General features: G+C 69.7%; 24 protein-coding genes. 12 read left to right on the forward strand and 12 right to left on the reverse strand.

Features of this window, described 5'->3' with window-relative positions; all coding sequences use genetic code 11:
• Positions 1-230 precede the first annotated feature (230 nt).
• Together gtdA and AB6A69_RS05805 are read right to left on the reverse strand one after the other, a co-directional pair.
• Complete coding sequence (gtdA, locus tag AB6A69_RS05800; RefSeq protein WP_371060070.1) at positions 231-1271, reverse strand: gentisate 1,2-dioxygenase; 1041 nt, start codon at positions 1269-1271, stop codon at positions 231-233.
• Positions 1271-3982, reverse strand: coding sequence for a benzoate-CoA ligase family protein (locus AB6A69_RS05805; RefSeq protein WP_371060071.1), 2712 nt, complete (start codon positions 3980-3982; stop codon positions 1271-1273). Before AB6A69_RS05805 ends, gtdA begins: the two co-directional genes overlap by 1 nt.
• A gap of 79 nt (positions 3983-4061) precedes the next feature.
• On the opposite strand from AB6A69_RS05805, the gene AB6A69_RS05810 reads away from it, so the two are divergent.
• The 6 genes from AB6A69_RS05810 (at position 4062) to AB6A69_RS05835 (ending at position 9660) form a co-directional block, all read left to right on the forward strand.
• Positions 4062-4478, forward strand: a complete 417-nt coding sequence (locus tag AB6A69_RS05810; RefSeq protein ID WP_371038524.1) for an acyl-CoA thioesterase — start codon at positions 4062-4064, stop codon at positions 4476-4478.
• Positions 4475-5281, forward strand: a complete 807-nt coding sequence (locus AB6A69_RS05815) for an IclR family transcriptional regulator (RefSeq protein ID WP_371060072.1) — start codon at positions 4475-4477, stop codon at positions 5279-5281. The genes AB6A69_RS05810 and AB6A69_RS05815 overlap by 4 nt, the downstream gene beginning before the upstream one ends.
• A gap of 90 nt (positions 5282-5371) precedes the next feature.
• Positions 5372-5902: a CoxG family protein gene (locus tag AB6A69_RS05820; RefSeq protein ID WP_371060073.1), complete on the forward strand. Its 531-nt coding sequence runs from the start codon at positions 5372-5374 to the stop codon at positions 5900-5902.
• A gap of 25 nt (positions 5903-5927) precedes the next feature.
• Positions 5928-6413: a (2Fe-2S)-binding protein gene (locus AB6A69_RS05825; RefSeq protein WP_371038521.1), complete on the forward strand. Its 486-nt coding sequence runs from the start codon at positions 5928-5930 to the stop codon at positions 6411-6413.
• 76 nt (positions 6414-6489) lie between these two features.
• Positions 6490-8853 carry a xanthine dehydrogenase family protein molybdopterin-binding subunit gene (locus tag AB6A69_RS05830; RefSeq protein WP_371060074.1) on the forward strand — a complete coding sequence of 788 codons (2364 nt, stop codon included), beginning with the start codon at positions 6490-6492 and terminating at the stop codon, positions 8851-8853.
• An 18-nt stretch (positions 8854-8871) separates the two neighbouring features.
• Positions 8872-9660 (forward strand): xanthine dehydrogenase family protein subunit M, encoded by a 789-nt coding sequence (locus tag AB6A69_RS05835; protein WP_371060075.1) that lies wholly within the window; start codon positions 8872-8874, stop codon positions 9658-9660.
• Between the two features lie 4 nt (positions 9661-9664).
• On the opposite strand, the gene AB6A69_RS05840 is transcribed toward AB6A69_RS05835, so the two are convergent.
• The gene (locus AB6A69_RS05840; RefSeq protein WP_371060076.1) at positions 9665-10570 is read right to left on the reverse strand and encodes a glucokinase; all 906 of its coding nucleotides are present in this window, start codon (positions 10568-10570) and stop codon (positions 9665-9667) included.
• 303 nt (positions 10571-10873) lie between these two features.
• Here AB6A69_RS05840 and uvrA point away from each other — a divergent pair, with 303 nt between their 5' ends.
• Positions 10874-13738, forward strand: a complete 2865-nt coding sequence (uvrA, locus tag AB6A69_RS05845; protein ID WP_371060077.1) for an excinuclease ABC subunit UvrA — start codon at positions 10874-10876, stop codon at positions 13736-13738.
• A gap of 3 nt (positions 13739-13741) precedes the next feature.
• Here the strand turns inward: uvrA and AB6A69_RS05850 are convergent, their stop codons facing one another.
• Positions 13742-13894, reverse strand: coding sequence for a hypothetical protein (locus tag AB6A69_RS05850; protein ID WP_371060078.1), 153 nt, complete (start codon positions 13892-13894; stop codon positions 13742-13744).
• A gap of 363 nt (positions 13895-14257) precedes the next feature.
• On the opposite strand from AB6A69_RS05850, the gene AB6A69_RS05855 reads away from it, so the two are divergent.
• Positions 14258-15169, forward strand: a complete 912-nt coding sequence (locus AB6A69_RS05855; protein ID WP_371060079.1) for a patatin-like phospholipase family protein — start codon at positions 14258-14260, stop codon at positions 15167-15169.
• Positions 15170-15205: 36 nt separating this feature from the next.
• Here the strand turns inward: AB6A69_RS05855 and AB6A69_RS05860 are convergent, their stop codons facing one another.
• The 6 genes from AB6A69_RS05860 to AB6A69_RS05885 form a co-directional block, all read right to left on the reverse strand.
• Entirely contained in the window at positions 15206-15406 is a 201-nt protein-coding gene (locus tag AB6A69_RS05860; protein WP_371056018.1) for a DUF2892 domain-containing protein, read from the reverse strand.
• A gap of 110 nt (positions 15407-15516) precedes the next feature.
• Positions 15517-16389, reverse strand: a complete 873-nt coding sequence (gene mmsB / locus AB6A69_RS05865; RefSeq protein ID WP_371060080.1) for a 3-hydroxyisobutyrate dehydrogenase — start codon at positions 16387-16389, stop codon at positions 15517-15519.
• Positions 16386-17435 carry an enoyl-CoA hydratase/isomerase family protein gene (locus AB6A69_RS05870; RefSeq protein WP_371060081.1) on the reverse strand — a complete coding sequence of 350 codons (1050 nt, stop codon included), beginning with the start codon at positions 17433-17435 and terminating at the stop codon, positions 16386-16388. Before AB6A69_RS05870 ends, mmsB begins: the two co-directional genes overlap by 4 nt.
• The gene (locus tag AB6A69_RS05875; RefSeq protein ID WP_371060082.1) at positions 17432-18577 is read right to left on the reverse strand and encodes an acyl-CoA dehydrogenase family protein; all 1146 of its coding nucleotides are present in this window, start codon (positions 18575-18577) and stop codon (positions 17432-17434) included. The genes AB6A69_RS05870 and AB6A69_RS05875 overlap by 4 nt, the downstream gene beginning before the upstream one ends.
• A 73-nt stretch (positions 18578-18650) precedes the next feature.
• On the reverse strand, positions 18651-19778 hold the full coding sequence (locus AB6A69_RS05880) for a carboxylate-amine ligase (protein WP_371060083.1): 1128 nt from the start codon (positions 19776-19778) through the stop codon (positions 18651-18653).
• Between the two features lie 94 nt (positions 19779-19872).
• Positions 19873-21375 (reverse strand): CoA-acylating methylmalonate-semialdehyde dehydrogenase, encoded by a 1503-nt coding sequence (locus AB6A69_RS05885; RefSeq protein WP_371060084.1) that lies wholly within the window; start codon positions 21373-21375, stop codon positions 19873-19875.
• Between the two features lie 93 nt (positions 21376-21468).
• On the opposite strand from AB6A69_RS05885, the gene AB6A69_RS05890 reads away from it, so the two are divergent.
• The 3 genes from AB6A69_RS05890 (at position 21469) to coaD (ending at position 23437) form a co-directional block, all read left to right on the forward strand.
• On the forward strand, positions 21469-22371 hold the full coding sequence (locus tag AB6A69_RS05890) for a LysR family transcriptional regulator (protein WP_371060356.1): 903 nt from the start codon (positions 21469-21471) through the stop codon (positions 22369-22371).
• A gap of 59 nt (positions 22372-22430) precedes the next feature.
• On the forward strand, positions 22431-22865 hold the full coding sequence (locus AB6A69_RS05895) for a CBS domain-containing protein (RefSeq protein ID WP_371038506.1): 435 nt from the start codon (positions 22431-22433) through the stop codon (positions 22863-22865).
• Positions 22866-22945: 80 nt separating this feature from the next.
• Entirely contained in the window at positions 22946-23437 is a 492-nt protein-coding gene (gene coaD, locus AB6A69_RS05900) for a pantetheine-phosphate adenylyltransferase (protein ID WP_371038505.1), read from the forward strand.
• Between the two features lie 3 nt (positions 23438-23440).
• Here coaD and AB6A69_RS05905 read toward each other — a convergent pair whose 3' ends face one another.
• Both AB6A69_RS05905 and gap read right to left on the reverse strand, forming a co-directional pair.
• Complete coding sequence (locus AB6A69_RS05905) at positions 23441-23584, reverse strand: hypothetical protein (protein ID WP_371060085.1); 144 nt, start codon at positions 23582-23584, stop codon at positions 23441-23443.
• Between the two features lie 13 nt (positions 23585-23597).
• Complete coding sequence (gene gap / locus AB6A69_RS05910) at positions 23598-24602, reverse strand: type I glyceraldehyde-3-phosphate dehydrogenase (protein ID WP_371060086.1); 1005 nt, start codon at positions 24600-24602, stop codon at positions 23598-23600.
• A gap of 211 nt (positions 24603-24813) precedes the next feature.
• Here gap and AB6A69_RS05915 point away from each other — a divergent pair, with 211 nt between their 5' ends.
• Entirely contained in the window at positions 24814-25788 is a 975-nt protein-coding gene (locus tag AB6A69_RS05915) for a DUF808 domain-containing protein (protein WP_371060087.1), read from the forward strand.

The following is a 25788-nucleotide window of genomic DNA, read 5'->3' on the forward strand; positions in this document are numbered from 1 at the left end:
CCTGCGCAACATGCAAAAACGCTCTTGCCCGGATCGTGGGCCCGGGCGTTCGGCAGGACCAGCCGGGGCTTAGGAAAATGACTTGGCCGGCGAGTTCAAGATGCAATCCGCCGGGGGTCATCGGGTTTCGGGGGCGTGTTGCATGCATCCGGTTGCCGGGCGCGGGTGCGGTCGCGGCGCCGTCGCCGGCTGGGCCGGGCGCCGCGACGGATCCAGGGTGGGCGGCCGGCCTAGACGTTGCCCCGCCGCTCGCGCCAGAGGCCCAGCTTTTCCTGAACCGGACGGTCGGAGAAGGAGAAGAGCACCGCCTCCTCCGCCGCCTCGTGCACCACGGGCCACCATGCCGGCACGACGAAGATGTCCTTCGGGCCCCAGGCGATCTCCTCGTCGCCGATGCGGCTCTTGCCCCGCCCCTCGACGCAGGTGAAGACGGTCGCGTCGGTGGCGCGGTAGGGCGTCGTGGCCCCCGCGGGCAAAAGCTGGATGAAGGTGCCGATGGTGGGCATCGCCCAGCCGCCGTCGAGCGGATTGGTGTAGCGCAGCTTCCAGCCGTGGCAGGGATCGTGGGGCTGGCCGCGCTTCATGGTCTCAAGCGTCGCGCGCGCCTCCTCGTAGGGATAGTTGAAGATGGGCGAGACGTTCCCGCCCCGCGGCGCGTCCACCGGCATCAGGTTGTGGCCGAACTCGGCGTAGCTCTGACCGGTCTCGCGGGTGATCTCCTGGCAGTCCTCGCCCAGCCCCTCGGCGAAGGAGGCGTCGAGGAACTGCACGAGCGGGATGTCGAGGCCGTCGAGCCAGAACATCGGCGCGTCGGTCTCGTTGCCGTGGTCGTGCCAGGCCATCTGCGGGGTGATGACGAAATCGCCCGGGCGCATCACCGTCTTCTCGCCGCTCACCGCCGTGTAGGCGCCCGTGCCTTCCAGCACGAAGCGCAGCGCGGATTGCGAGTGCCGGTGCGCGGGCGCCACCTCGCCCGGCAGGACGAGCTGCACACCCGCGTAGAGCGAGGTGGTCGTCTTGGAATGGCCGCGCAGCCCCGGGTTCTCGAGGATGAGCACCCGCCGCTCGGCCTCCTTGGCGGTGATGAGCCCGCCGGCCTCGATCATCGCGCTCCGGATCTCGTCGAAGCGCCAGCCGACCGGGCGGCAGTCGGATTTCGGCTCGGGGGTGACGAGGCCGCTCATCACCGTCCAGAGCGCGGTCATGTTCTGCTTGTCGATCTTCTCGTAGAAGGCGCGGCGTTCGGGGGTTTCCACGGGTGGCTTGTCCATCAGGCGGCTCCTTTCGGGGGATGGGTGCGCAGCGCCTGCCGGTCGATCTTGCCGGTGCCCGTCTTGGGCAGGGCCGCGGCGAACTCCACGAGGCGCGGATACTTGTAGGGTTGCAGCCGCGCCTTCACGAAGTCCTGCAGCGCGGCGATGTCCGGGCGCGCGCCCGCCACCGGCGCGACGACGGCGCGAAGCGTGGTGCGCCCGTCGGGCAGGCGCTCGGCCAGAACGGCGCATTCGTGCACCTCGGGGTGCTCGGCGAGGCAGCGCTCCACCTCGAGCGGCCAGACCCACTGGCCCGACACCTTCACGAGGTCGTCGGCGCGGCCCTGGAAGTAGAAATGGCCGTCGCGCTCGACGAAGCGGTCGCCGGTGTGGATCCAGTCGCCGCGCATGGTCTCGCGGGTCTTGTCGGGCCGCTTCCAGTAGAGCGGCGCGGAGGAGTGCCCGCGCACCTCCATGACGCCTTCCTCGCCCGGCGCGGCCTCGCGGCCCCCGGGCGTCACCAGCCGGACCTCGTAGCCCGGCACCCGCGCGCCCGCGCTGCCGGGGCGGTGATCGTCGTGGCGGTTCGAGAGGTAGATGTGCAGCATCTCGGTGGAGCCGAGCCCCTCGGTGGGCCCGTGCCCGGCCAGCGCGCGCCAGCGGTCATAGACCTCGGCCGAAAGCGTCTCGGCCGCCGAGATGGAAAGGCGGAGCGAGGAGAGGTCGCGCGCCTCCACACCTTCGGCCCGGGCGAGCGCGGTGTAAAGCGTGGGCAGCCCGAAGAGGACGGTGGGCCGATGGCCTTCGATCGTGTCGAGCACCGCCTGCGGCTCCGGCCGCCCCGGCATCAGGACGCTCGTCGCGCCGGCGGCGAAGGGAAAGGTGACGGCGTTCCCGAAACCGTAGGCGAAGAACATCTTCGGCACCGAGAAGCAGACGTCGCCCGGCGCGAGGCCGAGGATGTGGCGGCCGTAGCTTTGCGCCGTGTAGGCCATGTCGTGGTGCAGGTGCACGATGCCCTTGGGCCGTCCGGTGCTGCCCGAGGAATACATCCAGAAGGCCATGTCGTCGGGGCCGGTCCCGGCGGGGGCGAGCGTGTCGGGCTGGCCCGCGAGGAAGGCGTCGGCGCCCTCCGGCCCGTCGCGGCCCACCACCACCAGCCGCTCCAGCGCGCTTCCGGCCCGCGCGGCCTCCGCCATCCCGGCGAGCGCGGCCTCGCAGACGGCGATCCGCGCCTCGGTGTTCTGCAGGAAATAAGACAGCAGGTCCTGCGTGGTCTGGGTGTTCAGCAGCACCGGCACGAATCCCGCGCGCACCGCCCCGAAGAAGGCGGCCACGTAGTCCGGACGGTCGTCGAGCAGCATCGGTATCCGGTCGCCCGGCGCGAGGCCCGCCGCGGCGAAGGCGTTGCCCCAGCGCGCGGCCTCGGCGGCGAGCTCTGCATAGGTGAGGCTGCCTGCCGGGCCCGTCACGGCGAGCTTCTCCGCGTTCGCCGGCAGGTTGTCCCAGAGGATGGTCGCGCAGTTCGGATGCGCCGCCTTGTCGAAGCCGATCTCGGCCGCGCCGGGCGCGTCGTCGGGGACGGGATCGAACAGACGGCCCGCCTTCTCCGCCTCGTAGCGGGCCATGAAGCGGGGCGCGAGGCGGCGGAGCTTCTCGTCGTCCACGCGGCCCGAGCGCGTGATGTAGCTGCGCGCGAAGTCGAGGGGGCCGAGCGCCATGTGCCTGTCGAACGCCTCGTACCAGTCGGCGGAGGTGTTGGCGGCGTCCACGATCTTCTTCGCCACCGGCATCCGCGTCGCCTGCCAGTCGTCGAGCGCGGCGTCGAGCGTCGCGCCCTCTTCCAGCGCGGCGACGAGGGCGATCGCGTCCTCCATGGCAAGCCGCGTGCCCGAGCCGATGGAGAAATGCGCGGTATGCGCCGCGTCGCCGAGGATCACCCGGTTGCCCCGCGCCCAGCGGCGGCACCAGAGGCGCGGGAAGCGACGCCAGTGCGAGCGGTTGGTGAGAAGCGGCGCGCCCTCCAGCACCTCGGCAAAGATCTCGGCGCAGGCGGCGGCGCTCTCCGCCTCGGTCATCTCGCCGAAGCCGTGGGCGGCGAAGCTCTCCGGCGTGGCCTCCACGATGAAGGTGCTCATCTCGGGCGCGTAGCGGTAGTGATGGGCGTTGAGCGCGCCTTTTTCCGTGCGCAGGAAGCTTTGCGTCAGCGTGTCGAAGGCGCGCGGCGCGCCGAACCAGGCGAAGCGGTTTTCCAGATGGGAGAGCGTCTCGCCGAAGCCTTGCGGGTCGGACTGCCGCACCAGCGAGTTGAGCCCGTCCGCGCCCACAACGAGGTCGGCGTCGAGTTCGTCGACCGCGCCCAGCTCGTGGCCGAAGCGAAGCGCCACGCCTTCGGCCTCCGCGCGCTGCGTGAGAAGCTCGATGAGCTCGAGCCTCCCGATCGCCGAGAAGCCCACCCCGTCCAGCACCACGCGCCCCTCGGGGTGGTCGAGCGTCATGTCGCGCCAGGTTTCCATCCGCGGAGTGACGAGGTCGTGGGTGTCTGGGTCGTCGGCGCGCAGGAACTCCAGCGCGCGGTCCGAGAAGACCACGCCAAATCCGAAGGTGGCGCCGCGCGGGTTGCGTTCGGTCACCCGCACAGCGACGTCGCCGAGGCGGCGACGCGCGAGGATGGCCGTGTAAAGCCCCGCCGGCCCGCCGCCCAGCACCTCGATGCGGCCGATGCGCATGGATCTCCTCCCGGTCGTCTCGACTTCTCCCGCCGGGCAGGATAGGCTGATTTCCACAGGCCGCAAGGATTTTCGCAGGATGGAAAACACTCCTCCCGACCACTCCCTCTCCGTCGGCGTCAGCTTCGGCGACTGCGACCCGGCGGGGATCGTCTTCTACCCCAATTTCTTTCGCTGGTTCGATCGCTGCTTTCACCATTTCCTCGCCGCGCGGGCGGGCGGGCACGCCGAGCTTTGCGCGCGGCTGGGCGCCCTGGGCGTGGGGCTGATGGACGTGCAGGCGCAGTTCCGCGCGCCGGTGCGCGAGAACTGCACGCTGACGCTCGACCTGCGCGTGCGCGAATGGCGGGGCCGGGCGCTGCGGCTCGGTTACGAGGGGCATGTCGGCGACACGCTTTGCGTGACGGGTGAGGAAGTTCGCGGGCTTTTCGTGATGCGGGAGGGGCGCATGGCGGCCGGCGAGATGGCGCCGCTGCGCGCCGCGCTGGGGCTGTGAGCGGCGCGGCGCGTCCGGGCGGGGTGCAGGCGCTCGACGCCGCGCTCGGGCTTTTGACGGCGCTCGCCGCGCGGGGCGGGCCCGTGTCGCTGACCGAACTCGCGCGGGAGTGCGGGATGCCGGCCAGCAAGGCGCACCGCTACCTCGCCTCCTTCCAGGCCGCGGGGCTGGTGGCGCAGGCCGGGCGCTCGGGGAAGTATGACCTCGGGCCGGGCGCGGCGGCGCTCGGCGTGGCGGCCATGGCGCGCCACGACATGGTGAACCGCGCCGCCGACGGCCTGCCCGAGCTCTGCGCCGAGACGGGCATGACGGCGCTGCTGTCGGTCTGGGGCAGCGAGGGCGCGACGGTCGTGCGCTGGGAGCGCGCGGCCGCGCCGCTCGTCACCTCCATGGGGCTGGGCACGGCGCTGCCGCTTCTGACCTCGGCCACGGGGCGCGTTTTCCTCGCATGGGCGCCAGAGGCGGTCACCGCGGCGCAGCTCGATGCAGAGCTGTCGCGGGCGCGCGCCAATCCCGGGATCCTCGGCGAGCTCGACCCGACCCGCGCCGGGACGACGGCGCTCGCGGCCCGGATCCGTGCCCGGGGCCACGCCACGGTGGACGGGCGCTACATCCCCGGCCTCGTGGCCGTGGCGGCGCCGGTGCTCGACTGGCAGGATGAGGTTCAGGCGGCGGTGACGCTTGTCGGCACCGACCCCGCCGCCATCGGGCCCGACGGCGCGCCGGTGGCACGGCTTCAGGCGTTCTGTCGCGGGCTTTCCGTGCGCGCGCCGTGCTGCGGCGCAGCGGAGGAAAAGGGCTGACGCGACACGCGAAACTGCGCTACGACTTGCAACGGAAGAAAACGTTCCGCGCCTGCGCGCGAGAGCGTGCGACCAGGGAGAACGCGACGCATGGAAATGACGGGAACCCGGGAGATCCGGGCCGATCGCGCGACGGTGTGGGCGGCGCTGCTGTCGCCCGAGGTCCTCAGGGAATGCGTGCCGGGCTGTCAGGAACTCACCGGCTCGCCGGAAGAGGGCTTTCACGCCACGGTCGTGCAGAAGGTCGGCCCGGTGAAGGCCACCTTCAAGGGCACGGTCACGCTGTCGGAGATGAACGAGCCCGACAGCCTGCATCTCGCGGGCGAGGGCAAGGGCGGCGCGGCGGGGTTCGCCAAGGGCGGGGCCGACGTGTCGCTCGAGGACTGCGAGGAGGGCACGCGGCTGTCCTACAACGTGGAGGCCAAGGTGGGTGGCAAGCTCGCGCAGCTCGGCTCCCGCGTGATCGACGGTTTCGCGAAGAAGGTGGCGGACCAGTTCTTCACCCGCTTCCAGGAGGCGGTGGAAGGCCCCGCCGAAGAGGAAGAGGCCCCCGAGGCGCCCGAGACCGGCGCCAAGAAGGGCTGGTTCAAGCGACTCGTGAAGGGTGGCGCCGGCGCGTAGGCGCGCGCGCGAAAGGGAGGACGACATGACGCAAGTGACGATGACGGTGAACGGCGAGGCGGTTTCCGCCGAGGTCGAGGGCCGCACGCTTCTGGTGGAGGCGCTGCGCGACCAGCTCGGGCTCACCGGAACCCATGTGGGCTGCGACACCTCGCAATGCGGGGCCTGCGTGGTGCATGTGAACGGCAAGGACGTGAAGGCCTGCGCCATGTTCGCCTGGGAAGCCGAGGGCGCCGAGATCACGACCATCGAGGGCATGGCGAACCCCGACGGATCGCTTTCGGTCATCCAGCAGGCGTTCCAGGATCATCACGGTCTTCAGTGCGGCTTCTGCACGCCGGGCATGGTTATGACGGCCGCGGCGCTGCTCAAGGAGACCCCGAAGCCCAGCGAGGCGGAGATCCGCGACTACCTTGAGGGCAACATCTGCCGCTGCACGGGCTATCACAACATCGTCAAGGCGATCATGGCGGCCTCGGGCCAGGATGCAGAGGCCATCGCGGCGGAATGAGCGCCGCCAGAACGCAACATCCGGCGGCCCCGTGCGAGAGGAGACGCGCGCCCGCCGCGAAGGAGGAGTGAAAGAGATGCCAAAGGATCACGGGATCGGCGCGCCGATGAAGCGCCGCGAGGATGTCCGCTTTCTCACCGGGGCCGGAAACTACACCGACGACATCAACCTGTCGCGTCAGCTTTACGTGCACTTCCTTCGCTCGGACGTGGCGCATGGCCGGATCAACGGGATCGACACCGAGGAGGCGTCGAAGATGCCCGGCGTGGTGCGGATCTTCACCGGCAAGGATTTCGAGGGCGTGGGCGGGCTGCCCTGCGGCTGGCAGGTGACCGACCGCCACGGCGAGCCCATGCAGGAGCCCGCGCATCCCGTTCTGGCCCAGGGCAAGGTGCGCCATGTGGGCGACCCGATCGCCGCCGTCGTGGCCGAGACGCGGGAGCAGGCGCGCGACGCCGCCGAGGCGATCGCCGTCGACATCGAGGAACTGCCCGCCGTCGTGGACATGAAGGCGGCGCTGCAGGACGGCGCGCCCAGGGTGCACGACGACCTGACGAGCAATCTCTGCTATGACTGGGGCTTCGTCGAGGACAACAAGGCCGCAGTGGACGAGGCGATCCGCAACGCCCACCACGTCACCACGCTGGAACTCGTCAACCAGCGCCTTGCGCCCAACGCGATGGAGCCGCGGGTGGCCGTGGGCGACTATCAGCGCGCGAACGACGAGTCGACGCTCTACACCACCAGCCAGAATCCCCACGTGATCCGGCTGCTGATGGGCGCCTTCGTGCTGGGCATCCCCGAGCACAAGCTGCGCGTCGTGGCCCCCGACGTGGGCGGCGGGTTCGGCTCGAAGATCTTCCACTACGCCGAGGAAGCCTTCGTCACCTTCGCCGCGCGGCAGCTCAACCGCCCGGTGAAATGGACGGCCTCGCGCTCGGAGGCGTTCCTGTCGGACGCGCAGGGCCGCGATCACGTCACCAAGATCGAGCTCGCCCTCGACGCGGACAACAATTTCACCGCGATCCGCACCGAAACCTACGCGAACATGGGGGCCTATCTGTCGACCTTCGCGCCCTCGGTGCCGACATGGCTGCACGGCACGCTGATGGCGGGCAACTACAAGACGCCCAACATCTACGTGAACGTGAAGGCGGTGTTCACCAACACGGTGCCGGTGGACGCCTATCGCGGGGCCGGCCGGCCCGAGGCGACGTTCCAGCTGGAGCGCGTGATCGACAAGGCCGCGCGCGAGCTTGGCGTGGACCCGATGGCGCTTCGCCGGCAGAACTTCGTCACCGAATTCCCCTACGCCACGCCCGTGGCGGTGGAATACGACACCGGCGATTATCCGGCGCTCGTCGACAAGCTGGAGGAAATCGCCGATTTCGGAGGGTTCGAGGCACGGCGCAAGGAATCGGAGGCGCGCGGCAAGCTGCGGGGCCTCGGCGTGAATTGCTACATCGAGGCCTGCGGCATCGCGCCCTCGAACCTGGTGGGCCAGCTGGGCGCGCGCGCGGGGCTTTACGACGCGGCCACCGTGCGCGTGAATGCGACCGGCTCGATCAGCGTGATGGTGGGCGCGCATTCCCACGGCCAGGGCCACGAGACGGCGTTCCCGCAGGTCGTGGCCGACATGCTTGGCATCGACGAGTCGATGGTCGATATCGTGCATGGCGACACCTCCAAGATCCCCTTCGGCATGGGCACCTACGGCTCGCGCAGCCTCGCGGTCTGCGGCTCGGCCATGGTGCGGGCGACCGAGAAGATCATCGCCAAGGCCAAGAAGATCGCCGCGCACCTGATGGAGGCGTCGGACGCCGACATCGAGCTCAAGGACGGCAAGTTCACCGTGGCGGGCACCGACAAGTCGGTCGCCTGGGGCGACGTGACGCTTGCCGCCTACGTGCCCCACAACTATCCGCTCACCGAGATCGAGCCGGGGCTCGAGGAGACGTCGTTCTACGATCCCTCGAACTTCACCTACCCGGCGGGGGCCTATGCCTGCGAGGTCGAGGTGGACCCGGACACCGGCAAGGTGACGATCGAACGCTTCTCCGCGGCGGACGATTTCGGCAATGTCATCAACCCGATGATCGTGGACGGCCAAGTGCATGGCGGCATCGGGCAGGGCATCGGGCAGGCGCTTCTCGAAAGCTGCGCCTACGACGAGAACGGGCAACTCGTGTCGGCCTCCTACATGGACTACGCGATGCCGCGCGCCGACGACGTGCCGTTCTACAGCGTGGACCACTCGGTCCAGACGCCCTGCACCCACAACCCGCTCGGCGTGAAGGGCTGCGGCGAGGCGGGCGCGATCGGCTCGCCGCCCACCATCGTGAACGCGGTGATCGATGCGCTGCACTCGGGCGGCCACAAGGTGGATCACATCGACATGCCGCTGACGCCCTCGCGCGTCTGGACGGCGATGGAAGGCTGAAGAGGGAGGGACCCCATCATGTACAGTTTCGATTTCGTGAAGCCCTCCAGCGTGGCGGAGGCCGTGGCCGCCCTCGCCGAGGACGAGGCGCAGCCGCTCGGCGGCGGGCAGACGCTGATCCCGACGCTGAAGCAGCGCCTCGCCATGCCCTCGAAGCTCGTGAGCCTTGCGGGCATCGACGAGATGCGCGGCATCTGCCGCGACGACGACGGGCGCATCTGCATCGGCGCGTCCACGACCCACGCCGAGATCGCCGAAGGGGCGGGCGACTATCCCGCGCTGGCCAGGCTCGCCGCGAACATCGGCGATCCCGCGGTGCGCAACCGCGGCACCATAGGCGGCAGTCTTGCCAACAACGACCCCTCCGCCTGCTACCCGGCGGCGGCGCTCGGGTCCGGCGCGACGATCATCACCGACAGGCGCGAGATCGCGGCGGACGACTACTTCCAGGGCATGTTCGCCACCGCGCTCGAGGAGGGTGAGATCATCACTGAGGCCCGCTTCCCGGTGCCGGAGAAGGCCGATTACCAGAAATTCGAGCAGCCGGCCTCGCGCTTCGCGCTGGTCGGCGTCTTCGTGGGGAAATACGCCGACGGCGTGCGCGTCGCGGTGACCGGTGCCAGCGAAGAGGGCGTCTTCCGCTGGACCGAGGCCGAGGCGGCGCTCTCGTCGGATTTCACGGCGGAGGCGGTGGCGGGGCTCTCGGTTCCGGCCGACGGGATGATCGGCGACCTTCACGGCTCTCCCGAGTATCGCGCGCACCTGGTGGGCGTGATGACGAAGCGCGCCGTGGCCGCCGCCGGCTGAGGCGTCAGGCGCGGCCCGCCGTCAGGGCCGCGCATCCCGCCAGCGCCGCGGTATCCGCCGCCACGAGGTGCACCGGCGTGTCGGCCAGAAGCGGCGCGGTCGCGAAGGCCGCGCGCAGCCCTTCGCCCAGTTCCGGCGCGAGGGCGCGGGCGACGCTGCCGGCGAGCGCGACGCCCCCGGTGGCGAGGAAGGCGAGCGCCCATCCCTGCGCCACCCGGCCCGCGATGCGGGCGTAAAGGTCCACCGCCGCGCGTGCCGCCGGATCGCCCGCGCGCAGGCGTTCGGGCACGTCCCGGGGTGCGACCGGCTGGCCGCCGTGGAACGCGAAGAGCCGCGCAAGCCCGGCGCCCGAAAGGGCATCCTCGATCCGCCCCGCCGTGCCCTCGCGGTGCAGGTAATGCCTCAGCGCCAGCGTCTCGTCGTCGAAGGCGGGCAGGGCGGCCTGGCCGGCCTCGGCCGGCGGCACCGTGCCGCAGGGCAGCCGCGCGGCGAGGTTGACGCCCGTGCCGAGCCCGATCACGAGCCGCGCCTCCCCCGGCCGTCCCCGCCCTGGACGCAGCCGGGGCATCTCCTGCGCGGTAAGGTGGTCGAGCGCGTGGGCCTGCGCCTGCAGGTCGTTGAGCAGCGTCACCGCCTCCAGCCCGAGCCCGCGCGCAAGGCGCGCCGCCTCGACCCGCCAGCCGCGGTTCGTCATGTCGCAGGCGCCGTCGCGGACCGGCCCCGCAAGGGCAAGGCAGGCAGCCCGCGGCCGGGGCCGCCCCGCGAGATAGGCGCCAAGCAGCGCCTCGGCGTCGGGATGCTCCGCGCAGGGCCAGGTGGCGATCGTGTCGGCCAGCACCGCTCCGGCCCGCGCCAGCGCCATGCGCGCGGTGGTGCCACCGATATCGGCCACGAGCGTGGGCGCGTCCATCCTGGTCTCCGGCTAGGATGACGCCGAGGGATAAGCGCGGGCGACGCCGCCGGCAAGCCTGCGGCGCCGTGGCGGCCCGCGACAGGGCGCGCGCGTGGATCGACGCCGCCGGGATCCGGCCCCGCCTCTTCGCGCGGGTGGCTGTCGGGGGCCGAAATGAGCGCGATAGTGCCGCGTCGCGCACCACGCGGCGCAGCCCGAGCCATGCGAACCGCCGTGGTTCACATTTTGTTCGCACTTTTCGGTTGGCCCTGCCTGCGCGCTCGACTATCTCTTCGCTATTCGAGCCAAAGGGGGGCGGACATGGCCGAACAGAAGTTCATCGAGGTCCGCGGCGCGCGCGAACACAATCTGAAGGGCATCGACGTCGAGATCCCGCGCGACAGGCTGGTGGTCATCACCGGCCTGAGCGGGTCCGGCAAGTCGAGCCTCGCTTTCGACACGATCTATGCCGAGGGGCAGCGACGCTATGTCGAATCGCTGTCGGCCTACGCGCGGCAGTTCCTCGACATGATGGAAAAGCCCGACGTGGACCATATCGCGGGCCTCAGCCCCGCGATCTCCATCGAGCAGAAGACGACGAGCAAGAACCCGCGCTCCACCGTTGGCACCGTCACCGAGATCTACGACTATCTCCGCCTGCTTTTCGCGCGTGCCGGCACGCCCTACAGCCCCGCCACGGGCCTGCCGATCGAGGCGCAGCAGGTGCAGGACATGGTGGACCGCGTGATGGCGATGGAGGAGGGCACCCGCGCCTACCTGCTCGCCCCCATCGTGCGCGACCGGAAGGGCGAATACCGCAAGGAGATGCTGGAGCTCCGCAAGCAGGGCTTCCAGCGGGTGAAGGTGGACGGGCAGTTCCACGAACTCGACGACCCGCCCGCGCTCGACAAGAAGTTCCGCCACGACATCGACGTGGTGGTGGACCGCATCGTCGTGCGCGAGGGGATGGAGACGCGGCTGGCCGACAGTTTCCGCACCGCGCTCGACCTGGCCAATGGCATCGCCATCCTCGAGACCGCGCCGCGCGACGACGAGGGCGAGCCCGAGCGCATCACCTTCTCGGAGAATTTCGCCTGTCCCGTCTCGGGCTTCACCATCCCCGAGATCGAGCCGCGGCTCTTTTCCTTCAACGCGCCCTTCGGGGCCTGCCCGGATTGCGGCGGCCTGGGCGCGGAGCTCTTCTTCGATCCCAACCTCGTGGTGCCGGACACCACATTGCGCATCTCCGACGGGGCGCTCGCGCCCTGGCGCAAGGGCAAGTCGCCCTATTTCCTGCAGACCATCGAGGCGATCGCGCGCCATTACGAGTTCGACCGGAACGCGCGCTGGAAGGATCTGCCGGCGCATGTGCAGCAGGTCTTCCTTTACGGCTCGGGCGACGAGGAGATCCTCTTTCGCTACGACGAGGGCGGGCGCGTCTACCAGGTGAGCCGCAGCTTCGAAGGGGTGATCCCCAACATGGAGCGGCGCTACCGCGAGACGGATTCGGCCTGGGTGCGGGAGGAGTTCGAGCGCTACCAGAACAACCGGCCCTGCGGCACCTGCCACGGGCACCGGCTGCGCCCCGAGGCGCTCGCCGTGAAGATCGGCGGGCTCCACATCGGCCACGTGGTCGAGAAGTCGATCCGGGACGCGCTGGCCTGGGTGGACACCGCGCCCGAGCAACTGAGCCGGCAGAAGAACGAAATCGCCCGCGCGATCCTGAAGGAGATCCGCGAGCGGCTCGGGTTTCTCAACAACGTGGGGCTGGAATACCTGACGCTCAGCCGGAACGCCGGAACGCTTTCGGGCGGAGAGAGCCAGCGCATCCGCCTTGCCTCCCAGATCGGGTCGGGTCTGACGGGCGTGCTCTACGTGCTCGACGAGCCCTCGATCGGCCTGCACCAGCGCGACAACGACCGGCTGCTCGGCACGCTCAAGAACCTGCGCGACCAGGGCAACACCGTGATCGTGGTCGAGCACGACGAGGAGGCGATCCGCGAGGCCGACTACGTCTTCGACATCGGCCCCGGTGCGGGCGTCCATGGCGGGCAGGTCGTGGCCCGCGGCACGCCCGAGGAGATCGCCGCCGATCCGGCATCGCTCACCGGGCAGTACCTGTCCGGCAAGCGCGAGATCGCGGTGCCCGCGATCCGCCGGGAGGGCAACGGCAAGCAGCTGACCGTGGTGAAGGCATCGGGCAACAACCTGAAGGACGTGACGGTCGATCTTCCCCTGGGCAAGTTCGTCTGCGTCACCGGCGTGTCGGGCGGGGGCAAGTCCACGCTCACCGTCGAGACGTTGTTCAAGACAGCCTCGATGCGCCTGAACGGCGCGCGGCAGACCCCGGCCCCCTGCGAGACGATTCGCGGGCTCGAGCATCTCGACAAGGTGATCGACATCGACCAGCGCCCCATCGGGCGCACGCCGCGGTCGAACCCGGCGACTTATACGGGGGCCTTCACGCCGATCCGCGACTGGTTCGCGGGCCTGCCGGAGGCCAAGGCGCGCGGCTACAAGCCGGGGCGCTTCAGCTTCAACGTGAAGGGCGGGCGGTGCGAGGCCTGCCAGGGCGACGGCGTCATCAAGATCGAGATGCACTTCCTGCCCGATGTCTACGTCACCTGCGAGACCTGCAAGGGGGCGCGCTACAATCGGGAAACGCTGGAAATCCGCTTCAAGGGCAAGAGTATAGCGGACGTTCTTGATATGACGGTGGAAGACGCGCAGGAGTTCTTCAAGGCGGTGCCCGCGATCCGCGAGAAGATGGACGCGCTGGTGCGCGTGGGGCTGGGCTACATCCGGGTCGGCCAGCAGGCGACGACGCTGTCGGGCGGCGAGGCGCAGCGGGTGAAGCTGTCGCGGGAACTGGCCAAGCGCGCCACCGGGCGCACGCTCTACATCCTGGACGAACCGACCACCGGGCTTCATTTCGAGGATGTGAAAAAACTGCTGGAAGTGCTTCACGAGCTTGTGGAAAGCGGCAACACCGTCGTGGTGATCGAGCACAATCTCGACGTCATCAAGACCGCCGACCACATCATCGACATCGGCCCCGAGGGCGGCGACGGCGGTGGCGAGATCGTGGCCGAGGGCACGCCCGAGGACGTCGCGCGTGTCGAGCGCAGCCACACCGGTCAATACCTGCGTCCGATGCTGGACGCGAAGAAGGTCGCGGCGGAGTAGAGCTCAGTCGTGCAGGGCGGCCACCGCGCCGATCACGTCCAGCACCTCGCGCGTGTCCCGGTCCACGAGGAAGATGTGTCCGCCGACGCGAAAGTATGTCCTGGCGGCGTCCAGCCCGTAGGCGAGTTGCCGCCCGATCACGGAATAGTCGCGCAAGATCCGGTCGCCGCCGCCGTAGGGCGCCTTCTTCGCCAGCCCGGGCGGAGGGCGCAGGGCGGACTCTTCCTCGCGAGCCCGGGCGGGTCATTCTTGAGTTGGCCGGCCGCGGGCGCGGCCGGCAGAGCCGCCGCCAGGGCGAGTGACGTCGGGAAGGCAAGACGGTCCCTCATGCCCGACGCCTCGCATGTCGGACACATGTCCGGAAGGGGCCTCCGCCCCATTGGCGAAAGGCCGCCGCCGCGTTCCCCGGAAACGCCGGGGCCCGAGTCGCGCGGTGGTTTTCACGGCCCCGCGCCTCGACAGCCCGGGGCCGGCGGGGCACAAGGGCGCCTGCTGACGAAAGAAGTTGGGGCGGTTCGCATGAGTGATGGCAAGAAGCGCAAGTTGGGCCTCGCGCTCGGCTCCGGCGGGGCGCGGGGCTGGTGCCATATCGGCGTCATCCGTGCGCTCGAGGAGATCGGCGTGCGCCCCGACGTGGTGGCGGGCTGTTCGATGGGGGCGGTCGTCGGCGCGGCCTGGGCATCGGGAAAGCTCGACGCGCTGGAGGAGTTCGCGCGGCAGATGAGCCGGACGCGTTTCCTGTCCTACTTCGACATCGGGCTTGCGCGTGGCGGGCTGGTGCAGGGGCGCTCGGTGATGGAGGCGCTGGAACGCATGGGCGTGCCCGACGATTTCGCGGCGCTCGACCGGCGCCTCATCGCGGTGGCCACGGACATGAGCACCGGGCGCGAGATCTGGTTGCAGGAAGGCCCGCTTCTGGATGCGCTGCGCGCATCCTTCGCGATCCCCGGGCTCTTCGCGCCCTATCACCTGGACGGCCGGTGGCTGATCGACGGGGGGATCGTCAACCCGGTGCCGTCCTCCGCCTGCCGCGCGCTCGGGGCGGACGTGACCATCGCGGTCAACCCGAACGGGCGCGACGACGGGCGCTTCTGGTCGCCCGAGGGGGACGCGGCGGATCTGGTGAAGGGGGCCGGCGGGACGGGTCTGCTCGCGCATCTTCCGCCCGCGATCCGCGACCTCTGGGACCGGAGTGACAGCGAACCGAAGCCGCCCAACTATTTCGAGGTGGTCGCGGCGGCGATCGACATCTTGTCGGAACACGTGCACATGTCGCGCCGGGCCAGCGATCCGCCGCATCTTGCACTGGCGGTCGACCTGCAGCACCTCACCTTCATCGAACTCTACCGCGCGCACGAAGCCATCGACGCGGGCCACGAGGCCGTGATGCGCTCGCGGGACGACCTCGAAAAGCTTCTCGAGAAGATGTGAGGAGTGGCGGGCCGGGCGAGGCCCGGCCCGGCCTTGTCAGTCGGTCTTGCAGGTCTTGATGCCGAAGATCGAGTAGGCGGGGCAGCTGCCCATCAGCGCGGTCGCGAGCGGTACGATCCCGATGAGATAGAGCCAGCGATACCCGGCATCCGGGTTCAGGAAGAACGCCGCAATGAGTGCGGCCCCGATGACGAGCCGCAGCACGCGGTCGATGGTGCCCATGTTCTTGGCGAGCATGTTGTCCGGTCCTTTCGTCTCTTGCGCCCCGGCCGGGGCGCCTGTGACGAGCATGCGGGATTCGGCATCCGTCGCGCCTTGATATGGCTCAAATGCGCCTTTCGTCGCGATCAGGTTCGGCCGCGCCGTTCGAAGCGGGGCAGCATCGCCGAGAAGTCGCGCCCCGCGCCATCCTCGTCTTCCACGAAACGGGCATAGAGCGTGCAGGCGGCCTGCCCGATGGGCGTGTCGGCATCCGCGGTCTCCGCCGCCTGCATGGCCAGTCGCAGGTCCTTCAGCATGAGATCGGCGGCGAAGCCGGGCTGGTAGGCGTTGTCCGCCGGGCTTGTCGGGCCCACGCCCGGGGCGGGGCAATAGGTGTTCATGGACCAGCTCTGCCCCGAGGAGGTGGAGACGACGTCGAACATGGCCTGCCGGTCGAGGCCGAGCTTGTCGGCCAGCGCGAAGGCCTCGCAGGTGACGATCATCGTCGCGCCGAGAATCATGTTGTTGCAGATCTTCGCCGCCTGGCCATTTCCGGAGGGACCGCAATGCACGGCCTTGCGCCCCATCGTTTCGAAAAGCGGCTTCGCCGTCTCGAAGCCGGCCGCGTCGCCGCCGACCATGAAGGTGAGCGTGCCGGCCTCCGCGCCACCCACGCCGCCCGAGACGGGCGCGTCGAGGGCGGATAGCCCCGCCGCCTGCGCCTCCGCCGCCACGGCGCGGGCGCTGTCGACGTCCACCGTGGAGCAGTCGAGGAACACGGCGCCCGGCGCCATGGCCGGAATGATCTCCGCCGCGACTTTCCGCAGGATCTCGCCGTTGGGCAGCATGGTGATCACGACCTCCGCGCCCGTTGCGGCCTCGGCCGCGCTCGCGGCCATGCTCACGCCGGGGATGTCCACCTGCGCCGTGTCGAAGCCCGTGACCTCGTGGCCCGCCTTCGCGAGATTGGCCGCCATGGGCGCGCCCATGTTGCCGAGACCGATGAATCCGATCTTCATGCCCTGTCCTCCTCCCCGAATGTCAGCCTGTCCTCCCCAAGCGGCATGAGCATCTGCGTCACCGCGAGCTGCGGCAGCGCGTCCCTCTCGTGGCTCCAGCGCGGGGACTTGTCCTTGTCGATGATGGCCGCGCGGATGCCCTCCAGGAAGTCGCCCTTCTCCATGGCGCGGAAGGTGAAGCGGTATTCCTGTTCCAGCGCCCGGCGGATCTCTGCGGCCGGCCCGCGCAGGCGGTGGATCATCTCCACCGTGCAGCCCATGGAAAGCGGGCACTGCCGTGCGAGGGTGGTAAGCGTCTCCTCGGCAAAGGCGCCCGGCTCCGCGCGGAGCGAGCGCAGGATGTCCCCCAGCGTCTCGCCCGCGAAATGCCGGTCGATCGCGGGGGCGAGGGCGGCGAGGCGCCCCTCGGGCGGCGCGGTCGCGGCTTCGTCCACCGCAGATGGATCGCCCGTCTCTTCCAGTCGCACAGTGAGCGCGGGCCAGGCGGCCTCGGGCACGAAATGGTCGGCGAAGCCTGCGAGGATCGCGTCGGCGGGCCCCATGCGCGCGCCGGTCGTGCCCAGATACTCGCCGAGCCGGCCGGGCGCACGGGCGAGGATGAGCGAGCCGCCCACGTCCGGCACGAGACCGATGCCGCATTCCGGCATGGCCATCTGCGAGCTTTCGCCGACGACGCGGTGCGAGCCGTGGCAGCCGACGCCCACGCCGCCGCCCATGGTGTAGCCCTGCATCAGGCTAACCACCGGTTTCGGGAACTCGAAGAGCCGCGCGTTCATGCGGTATTCGTCGCGCCAGAAGCGCCGGCCGTAGCCGTAATCGCCGTTCTGTCCGGTCTCGTACATCTCGGCGATGTCGCCGCCCGCGCAGAACGCCTTGTCGCCTTCGGCGTCGATCACGAGGAGCGCGACCTCGGGGTCGTCCGCCCAGTCCTTGAGGGCCGCGTCGATCTCGAGGCACATCGCGTAAGAGAGCGCGTTGAGCGCCTTGGGTCGCGCGAGGGTGATCCGCCCCGCGCGGCCCGTCTTGCGGATCGAGATCCCGCTCACGCCCGCGCCTCCAGCATCTTGCGGGCGACGATCAGGCGCATGATCTCGTTCGTGCCCTCGAGGATCTGGTGGACGCGCAGGTCGCGCACGATCTTCTCGATCCCGTAATCGGCGAGGTATCCGTAGCCGCCATGCAGTTGCAGGCACTGGTTGGCGACGTCGAAGGCCGCATCGGTGACCTGGAGCTTCGCCATGGCGCAGAACTTCGTGGCGTCGGGATCCTTGCGGTCGAGCTTCCACGCCGCCTGCCGCAGGAAGGTGCGCGCCGATTGCAGCCTCACTTCCATCTCGGCAAGACGGAACTGGAGCGCCTGGAAGCGGTCCAGCGTCTGCCCGAACGCCTTGCGCTCGCCCATGTAGGCGAGCGTCGCGTCGAGCGCGGCCTGCGCGCCGCCGAGCGCCGAGGCCGCGATGTTGAGCCGCCCGCCGTCGAGCCCGGCCATGGCGTAGGAAAACCCGCGCCCCTCTTCGCCCAGCAGGTTCTCGTGGGGCACGCGGCAGTCGTCGAACTGGACCTGCGCGGTGGGCTGGGCGCGCCAGCCCATCTTGTCCTCGAGCCCGCCGAAGGAAAGCCCGGGCGTGCCGTCCTCGACGATGACGGCCGAGATGCCCTTCGGGCCCTCCTCTCCGGTGCGGCACATGACGATGTAGGCGTCCGAGTAGGAGCCGCCCGAGATGAAGGCCTTCGTGCCGGTGAGCGCGTAACCCTCGTTCGTGCGCGCGGCCTTCGTCCGCAGCGCCGCCGCGTCCGAGCCAGAGCCGGGTTCCGTAAGGCAATAGGAAAACACCGTTCGCATGGCGCAGGCGTCCGGCAGCCAGCGGTCCCGCGCCGCGTCGGACCCGTAGGCGTCGATCATGCCGCCACACATGTTGTGGATCGACAGGAAGGCCGAGACCGAGGGGCAGGCCATGGCGAGCGCCTCGAAGACCAGCGTGGCGTCGAGGCGCGACAGGCCAGAGCCGCCGTGGTCCTCGCCCACGTAGATCCCCGCGAGCCCGAGTTCGGCCACCTGCGGCCAGATCTCGCGCGGGATGGTGCCCGCCTTCTCCCAGTCGAGCGCGTGGGGGGCGATCGCGTCCTGCCCGAAGGCATGCGCCACGTCGAAGATCGCCTGCTGCTCCTCGCTCAGCGCGAAATCCATGCGGTTCCTCCCTCTGCCCGCCGGAATTGAACGGGCGTTTAGTGGCCGATCCTTGCAGGAGTTTTGCAACCCCTCAGAGGTCGGCGTGATACTCCTCGATCAGGTGCGCGACCACCGCGCGCATCTGCGCCTCGCCGTCGCCGCCCGCCGCCTGCGCCGCCGCCGCGACGGCGCGCTGGCGCGAGGCGGAGACGCCGCCCGCCACGATCTCGCGGGCGCGCTCGACCTCAGTCAGGCAGCCCAGCGCCGCGGCGTCCTCCTCCACCAGCTCGATCATCTCGTCGAGAAGGGCGTGGAACGGCTTGATCTCGCCCGCGCCGAAATCGATGAGCCCCTCGGTGATGCCGTAGCGCTGCGCGCGCCAGCGGTTCTCCTCGATGAGGAAGCGATCGTAGACACGCCAGCGCTGGTTGCGGGTCCGCAGCCGCCAGAGCATCCGTGCGAGCGACTGGAAAAGCGCAGCGATCGAGAGCGCATGCTCCATCCGGGGCTGCACGTCGCAGATGCGGGCCTCGAGCGTGGGGAAGCGCGCCGAGGGGCGCAGGTCCCACCAGATCTTCGAGGCGTCCTCGATGATCCCGAGATCGACCAGCGCATCCACCGAGCGCCGGTAATCCTCCCACGCGTCGAGCTGGGGCGGCAGGCCGGTCCGCGGCAGGTTGTCGAAGACGGTGAGCCGGTAGGAGGCAAGCCCCGTGTCCTCGCCCTGCCAGAAGGGCGAGGAGGCCGACAGCGCGAGCAGATGAGGCAGGAAGTAGGACAGCTGCCGCATCAGGTCGGCGCGCAGCGCGTCGCAGCCCAGTCCGACATGAACGTGCATCCCGCTGATCAGGAGGCGGCGAACGACGCCGGCCAGGTCGCGGTGCAGGTCGTTATAGCGCTGCTTGTCGGTGTGGTTCTGCGCGCGCCAGTGCGCGAGCGGATGGCAGGACACCGCGATCGGCGCGAGCCCGTAGCGATTCGCCACCCGCGCCACCGTTGCGCGCAGCCGCCTGAGATCCTCGCGCGCCTCTCCGACATCGGCGCAGACCCGGGTACCGATCTCGATCTGGCACTGCAGGAATTCTGGGCTCACCTGGTCGGCGAGCTCGGCCGCGCAGTCGTCCATCAGAGCTGCGGGCGTCTCCGACAGGGCGAGCGTGTCCTGCCGGACGAGGAGGTATTCCTCCTCGATGCCGAGCGTGAAGGCAGGATCGGACATGGGCGCTCCTCCGGGCGGCCGCGAATTTCCATCCGAAAATTCGCGGCCGGACCGCGCGCGGCAAGCAAAAACTTTCCGGACGAAAAGTTTTCGCTCAGTCCATCGCCTTGAAGTGGAACTCGCCGCCCTCCTTCAGGCCGCTCGGCCAGCGCGCCGTCACGGTCTTCGTGCGGGTGTAGAACTTGAACGCATCCGGGCCGTGCTGGTTCAGATCGCCGAAGCCCGATTTCTTCCAGCCGCCGAAGGTGTGGTAGGCCAGCGGCACCGGGATCGGGACGTTCACGCCGACCATGCCGATGTTGATGCGGTTGGCGAAGTCGCGGGCGGTGTCGCCGTCGCGGGTGAAGATCGCCGTGCCGTTGCCGTATTCGTGGTCCATGGCGAGCTTCAGCGCCTCCTCGTAGGAGCCCGCCCGCACCGTGGAGAGCACGGGGCCGAAGATCTCCTGGCGGTAGATGTCCATCTCGGGCGTCACCCTGTCGAAGAGGTGCGGGCCGACGAAGAAGCCGTCCTCGTAGCCCTGGAGCTGGAAATCCCGCCCGTCCACGACGAGCTCGGCGCCCTGTTCGACGCCCGACTCCACGAGGCCGAGGATGCGTTGCTTTGCCTCGGCGGTGACGACGGGGCCGTAATCGACGTCGGCGCCGGCGGTATAGGGACCCACCTTGAGCTTCTCGATCCGGGGCACCAGCTTCTCGATCAGCCGGTCGGCGGTCTCCTCGCCCACGGGCACGGCGACCGAGATCGCCATGCAGCGCTCGCCCGCCGCGCCGTAGCCCGCGCCCACCAGCGCGTCGGCGGCCTGGTCCATGTCGGCGTCGGGCATCACGATCATGTGGTTCTTGGCGCCGCCGAAGCACTGCACGCGCTTGCCGTTGGAGCAGCCGCGCCCGTAGATGTATTCGGCGATCGGGGTCGAGCCGACGAAACCCACCGACTGGATCGACGGGTGGTCGAGGATGGCGTCCACCGCCTCCTTGTCACCGTTCACGACCTGCAGGATGCCCTTGGGCGCGCCGGCCTCTTCCATCAGCTCGGCCAGCATGAGCGGCACCGAGGGGTCGCGTTCGGACGGCTTCAGGATGAAGGCGTTGCCGCAGGCGAGCGCGGGCGCGAACATCCACATCGGGATCATGGCCGGGAAATTGAACGGCGTGATCCCCGCGGTGACGCCGAGGGGCTGGCGCATCGAATACATGTCGATGCCCGGTCCCGCGCTGTCGGTGAACTCGCCCTTCAGAAGCTCGGGCGCGCCGATGCAGTATTCGACGACTTCCAGCCCGCGCTGCACGTCGCCCTTGGCGTCGGGCAGCGTCTTGCCGTGCTCGCGGGAGAGCGCCTCGGCGAGCTTGTCCATGTCGCGGTTGAGCAGGTGAACGAACTTCATCAGCACCCGCGCGCGGCGCTGCGGGTTGGTGGCGGCCCATCCGGGCTGCGCCTGCTCCGCGATCTCCACGGCCTTCGCCAGCTCGTCGGGCGAGGCCAGCGGGCAGCGTGCCTGCACCTCGCCCGTGGCGGGGTTGTAGACGTCCGAGAAGCGGCCGGACGCGCCGGGAACATGCGCGCCGCCGATGTAGTGAGTCAGGTCCTGGGTCATTGGGTCCTCCATCCTTCGCCGACATGTTAGCCTTGCAGGAATGCCCGCAAAAGAGGCAAGATGACAAAAGCGTTTTGCGGGAATGCAGGTGCGATGGACCTGAACTGGGACGATATCCGCGTCTTTCTGGCCGTGGCGCGCGCCGAAAGCCTGAGCGGCGCGGCGCAGCGCCTGCGGCTCGACCCCGCGACCGCCGGCCGCCGCATCGCGCGGCTCGAGCAGGCGATGGGCGCGCCGCTCTTCGGCAAGTCGCCGCAAGGCTATGCGTTGACCGAGGCCGGGCAGCGTCTTCTCTCGCACGCCGAGCGGGCGGAATCGGCGATGGTCGAGGGGGCGGAGGCGCTTTCGGGGCGGTCCGGGGGTCTCTCGGGCCAGATCCGGGTCGGGGCGCCGGACGGCTGCGCGAACTACCTTCTTCCGCAGGTGTGCCGCGACATCGCCACGGCGAACCCGGATCTCGACATCCAGATCGTGGCGCTGCCGCGGGTGGTGAACCTGTCCCGCCGCGAGGCCGACATTGCCGTGGCGGTGAGCGCGCCCGTCGCCGGGCGGCTCGTGGTGCAGAAGATCACCGACTACCGTCTCTCGCTCGCGGGCGCGCGGGATTATCTGCGGGGCCATGCGCCAATCCGGGGCGTCGCGGATCTCGGAGGGCACCGGATCGTGGGCTACATCCCCGACATGATCTTCGACCGGGAACTCGACTACCTTTCAGAGATCGGGGTCGAGCGGGTCCAGCTCGCCTCGAATTCCGTGGCGGTGCAGGTGCAGTGCGTGCGCCAGGGCGGGGGGCTCGGCATCCTGCACGACTTCGCGCTGCCCTTCGCGCCCGGGGTGAGGCGGGTGCTGCCGGACGAGGTCCGCCTGACGCGGAGCTTCTACCTGCTGCGCCACGCCGACGACCGCCGGCTGGAGCGTCTGAACCGCTTCGCCTCGGCGCTCGCCGACGGGCTGCGGGCCGAGGTCGCGCGGCTCGAGGCGATCGCGGCCGCTTGACAGGGCGGGGCGTTTGCGCGGACGCTTGACGCTAGGTTATCCATTGCGGAGGGGTCGTCATGCAGGTTCGCAACATTCTGAAACTGAAGGGCGATGCGGGGGTGGTCACCGTGCAGCCCGACGCGACGCTCATGGCGGCGGCGGGCATCCTCGCCGAGCGCGGCATCGGCTCGGTGGTCGTTTCCCACGACGGGGCGCGGGCCGAAGGCATCCTGTCGGAGCGCGACATCGTCCGCCAGATCGCCGTGCGCGGGCCGGACTGCCTGTCGGAGCGGGTCGGGACCTGCATGACCGCGCGCGTCGTCACCTGCGCGCTCGACGACAGCGCCGACGATGTGCTGGGCAAGATGACGGAGGGGCGCTTCCGGCACATGCCCGTGCTGCAGGAGGGCCGGATGGTCGGGATCGTCACCATCGGCGACGTCGTCAAGGCGCGCCTGACCGAGCTTTCGATGGAGAAGGACGCGCTTCAGGGCATGATCATGGGTTACTGAGCGCGACGCGCCGCCCCTTGCATTTCGTCTCCGCGTGGGTTTGCTTCGGGCGCGGGCAGCACGCGGACGGGGACAGGGACATGCGCATCGGGCTTTATCCGGGGACCTTCGACCCGATCACCTTCGGTCACATGGACATCATTCGCCGCGCCTGCGCGCTGGTCGACCGCCTGGTGATCGGGGTGGCCATCAACCGGGACAAGGGGCCTCTTTTCGATCTCGAGACCCGGGTGGACATGATCGAGCGGGAATGCGCGGGGCTCGTCGAGGAAACCGGGACGGAAATCGTCGCCCATCCGTTCGAGAACCTGCTGATCGACTGCGCGAACGATGTCGGCGCCACGCTGATCGTGCGCGGGCTGCGCGCGGTCAGCGACTTCGAATACGAGTTCCAGATGGTGGGCATGAACCGTGCCCTCGACGACCGCGTCGAGACCGTGTTCCTGATGGCCGAGGCGCGCCACCAGGCCATCGCGTCCAAGCTCGTCAAGGAGATCGCCCGGCTGGGCGGAGACACCACGCGGTTCGTGTCCCCCGCCGTGAGCGAGGCGCTCCGGGAACGCTTCGCCTGACGCTCAGCGCCAGAAGGCGAGCCAGTCCAGCAGGTCCAGGAACCTCTGCATCAGAAAGACGAGCGCCGCGCCGCCGTTCCAGACCTGATCCGCCGCAACGGCGCCCAGGACGAACACGGCGAGAACGAGCGCGGCCCCGTTGGTCATCGCCGCCGTCCCGTCAGCCCGAGAGCCGGCCCATCACCGCGGCCACGTCCGCCATGCGCGCGGAAAAGCCCCATTCGTTGTCGTACCAGGCCAGCACGCGCACCAGGCGCCGGCCCACGACCTTCGTCTGGTCGGGCGCGAAGATCGACGACGCGGTGGTGTGGTTGAAGTCGACCGACACCTTGGGTTCGGGATCGTAGGCGAGCACCGCGCCCATGTGGCCCGCGGCGGCCCGGGCGGCGATCTCGTTCACCTCCTCTTCCGTCACGTCGCGCGCCGCCTCGAAGGTGAGATCCACCGCCGAGACATTCGGCGTGGGCACCCGCATCGCGGTCCCGTCGAGCCGCCCGGCGAGATCGGGCAGCACCTCGCCCAGCGCCTTTGCGGCGCCGGTGGAGGTCGGGATCATGGCGAGCGCCGCGGCGCGGGCGCGGTAGAGATCCTTGTGGCGCCGGTCGAGCGTCGGCTGGTCGCCGGTGTAGGAATGGATCGTCGTCATCACGCCCCGCTCGATCCCGATCGCCTCATGCAGCACCTTGGCCAGCGGCGCCAGGCAGTTGGTGGTGCAGGACCCGTTCGAGATCATCCGCTCCTCCGCCCGGAGATCGCGGTGGTTGACGCCGAAGACCACCGTCCGGTCCACGTTCTTCGCCGGCGCGGAGATCAGCACCTTCTTCGCGCCGCGCTCCAGGTGGACGCGCGACGTCTCGCCGTCGTTGAACTGCCCGGTGCATTCCAGCACCACGTCCACGCCCTCCCAGTCGAGATCGGAGGGATCGTAGGTGGAGAACACCTTCATCGGGCCGCGCCCCACATCCATCGTGTCGCCCTCGACCCGGACCTCCTGGCCGAAGCGGCCGTGCACGCTGTCGTAGCGCAGCAGATGGGCGTTCGTCTCGATCGGGCCGGTCGCGTTGATCTTCACCACCTCGACGTCGTTGCGCGCGGCTTCGACGATATGCGCGAGCGTGCAGCGTCCGATGCGGCCGAATCCGTTGATCCCGAGCGTGACGGTCATGGTCCCCTCCTGCGTGGCGATTGCGCGCCTCATAGCCCCGCGGCGGCGGCACGGCAAAGGAAACCGGCCTTTCATGTCGCGGTGTTAGCGATAAAAGTTGCCGCGCCCGGTGTGATTGCGCTAACGGACCGGGTGGCGCGCCGGCGTGCCGTCGGGTATCCCTCGGTCTGTCACGCGCAAGGCGTGGCGACCGGGTGGAAGGAACAGGGGCATGGCTGGCGGCCTTCTCGCATTGCTCGACGATGTCGCGGCGCTCACCAAGGTGGCGGCAGCCTCGCTCGACGATGTCGCGGGGCAGGCGGTCAAGGCCGGCTCCAAGGCGATGGGCGCGGTAATCGACGACGCCGCGGTGACGCCGAAATACATGCGCGGCTTCCATCCCTCGCGGGAACTGCCCATCGTCTGGCGCATCACCAAGGGCTCTCTGCGCAACAAGCTCCTCATCCTTCTGCCGGCGGGGCTGCTGCTGTCGGCCTTCGCGCCCTGGCTCATCGCGCCGCTTCTGATGCTGGGCGGCTTCTACCTGTGCTTCGAAGGCGCGGAGAAGGTGGTGCACGCCGTCGCGCCCCACGCGGTGGAGCATGCCGCGAGGGCCCACGAGACGGTGGATCCCGCCCATCTCGAGGAAAAGAAGGCGAAGGGCGCGATCAAGACGGATTTCATCCTGTCGGCCGAGATCATGACCATCGCGCTCGCCGCGATCCCCGAGAGCGCCTTCTGGATGGAGGCGGCCACCCTCGCGCTCATCGCCGTGGGCATCACCGCGCTCGTCTACGGGGCGGTGGCGCTCATCGTGAAGGCCGACGACATGGGCCTCGCCATGGCCAAGCATGGCCGGCTCGGCGTCACCCGCGCGGCGGGGCGGGGGATCGTGAAGGGGATGCCGGGCTTTCTCAAGGCGCTGATGGTGGTGGGCACGGCCGCGATGCTCTGGGTGGGCGGTTCGATCGTGGTGCACAGCCTGGAGGAGATGGGCGTGGCCGGGCCCGCGCATCTCATCCATGCCGTCGCCGCGGCCGTGGCGCATCCGCTGCCCGAGGGGCTGCACGCCGCCGGCGAGTGGGGTGTGACCGCGCTCATCGACGGCGTGCTGGGTCTTTGCATCGGGCTTGCGCTCATCCCCGTCGTGGCGCGCGTCGTCGAGCCGCTCTTCGGGCTCTTCGGCGGCGCCGGGGCCGGGGAGTGA

Source organism: Rhodosalinus sp. 5P4 (assembly GCF_041365695.1).
Classification (GTDB): domain Bacteria; phylum Pseudomonadota; class Alphaproteobacteria; order Rhodobacterales; family Rhodobacteraceae; genus Rhodosalinus.

Coding starts and splice junctions, on each gene's coding strand:
- mmsB (WP_371060080.1), bottom strand. CDS start 16,389: ATGAAGATCGGATTCATCGGTCTCGGCAACATGGGCGCGCCCATGGCG.
- AB6A69_RS05880 (WP_371060083.1), bottom strand. CDS start 19,778: ATGTCCGATCCTGCCTTCACGCTCGGCATCGAGGAGGAATACCTCCTC.
- AB6A69_RS05860 (WP_371056018.1), bottom strand. CDS start 15,406: ATGCTCGCCAAGAACATGGGCACCATCGACCGCGTGCTGCGGCTCGTC.
- AB6A69_RS05885 (WP_371060084.1), bottom strand. CDS start 21,375: ATGACCCAGGACCTGACTCACTACATCGGCGGCGCGCATGTTCCCGGC.
- coaD (WP_371038505.1), top strand. CDS start 22,946: ATGCGCATCGGGCTTTATCCGGGGACCTTCGACCCGATCACCTTCGGT.
- AB6A69_RS05830 (WP_371060074.1), top strand. CDS start 6,490: ATGCCAAAGGATCACGGGATCGGCGCGCCGATGAAGCGCCGCGAGGAT.
- uvrA (WP_371060077.1), top strand. CDS start 10,874: ATGGCCGAACAGAAGTTCATCGAGGTCCGCGGCGCGCGCGAACACAAT.
- AB6A69_RS05810 (WP_371038524.1), top strand. CDS start 4,062: ATGGAAAACACTCCTCCCGACCACTCCCTCTCCGTCGGCGTCAGCTTC.
- AB6A69_RS05825 (WP_371038521.1), top strand. CDS start 5,928: ATGACGCAAGTGACGATGACGGTGAACGGCGAGGCGGTTTCCGCCGAG.
- AB6A69_RS05915 (WP_371060087.1), top strand. CDS start 24,814: ATGGCTGGCGGCCTTCTCGCATTGCTCGACGATGTCGCGGCGCTCACC.
- AB6A69_RS05805 (WP_371060071.1), bottom strand. CDS start 3,982: ATGCGCATCGGCCGCATCGAGGTGCTGGGCGGCGGGCCGGCGGGGCTT.
- AB6A69_RS05855 (WP_371060079.1), top strand. CDS start 14,258: ATGAGTGATGGCAAGAAGCGCAAGTTGGGCCTCGCGCTCGGCTCCGGC.
- AB6A69_RS05890 (WP_371060356.1), top strand. CDS start 21,469: ATGGACCTGAACTGGGACGATATCCGCGTCTTTCTGGCCGTGGCGCGC.
- AB6A69_RS05895 (WP_371038506.1), top strand. CDS start 22,431: ATGCAGGTTCGCAACATTCTGAAACTGAAGGGCGATGCGGGGGTGGTC.
- AB6A69_RS05875 (WP_371060082.1), bottom strand. CDS start 18,577: ATGGATTTCGCGCTGAGCGAGGAGCAGCAGGCGATCTTCGACGTGGCG.
- AB6A69_RS05820 (WP_371060073.1), top strand. CDS start 5,372: ATGGAAATGACGGGAACCCGGGAGATCCGGGCCGATCGCGCGACGGTG.
- AB6A69_RS05840 (WP_371060076.1), bottom strand. CDS start 10,570: ATGGACGCGCCCACGCTCGTGGCCGATATCGGTGGCACCACCGCGCGC.
- AB6A69_RS05905 (WP_371060085.1), bottom strand. CDS start 23,584: ATGACCAACGGGGCCGCGCTCGTTCTCGCCGTGTTCGTCCTGGGCGCC.
- AB6A69_RS05835 (WP_371060075.1), top strand. CDS start 8,872: ATGTACAGTTTCGATTTCGTGAAGCCCTCCAGCGTGGCGGAGGCCGTG.
- gap (WP_371060086.1), bottom strand. CDS start 24,602: ATGACCGTCACGCTCGGGATCAACGGATTCGGCCGCATCGGACGCTGC.
- gtdA (WP_371060070.1), bottom strand. CDS start 1,271: ATGGACAAGCCACCCGTGGAAACCCCCGAACGCCGCGCCTTCTACGAG.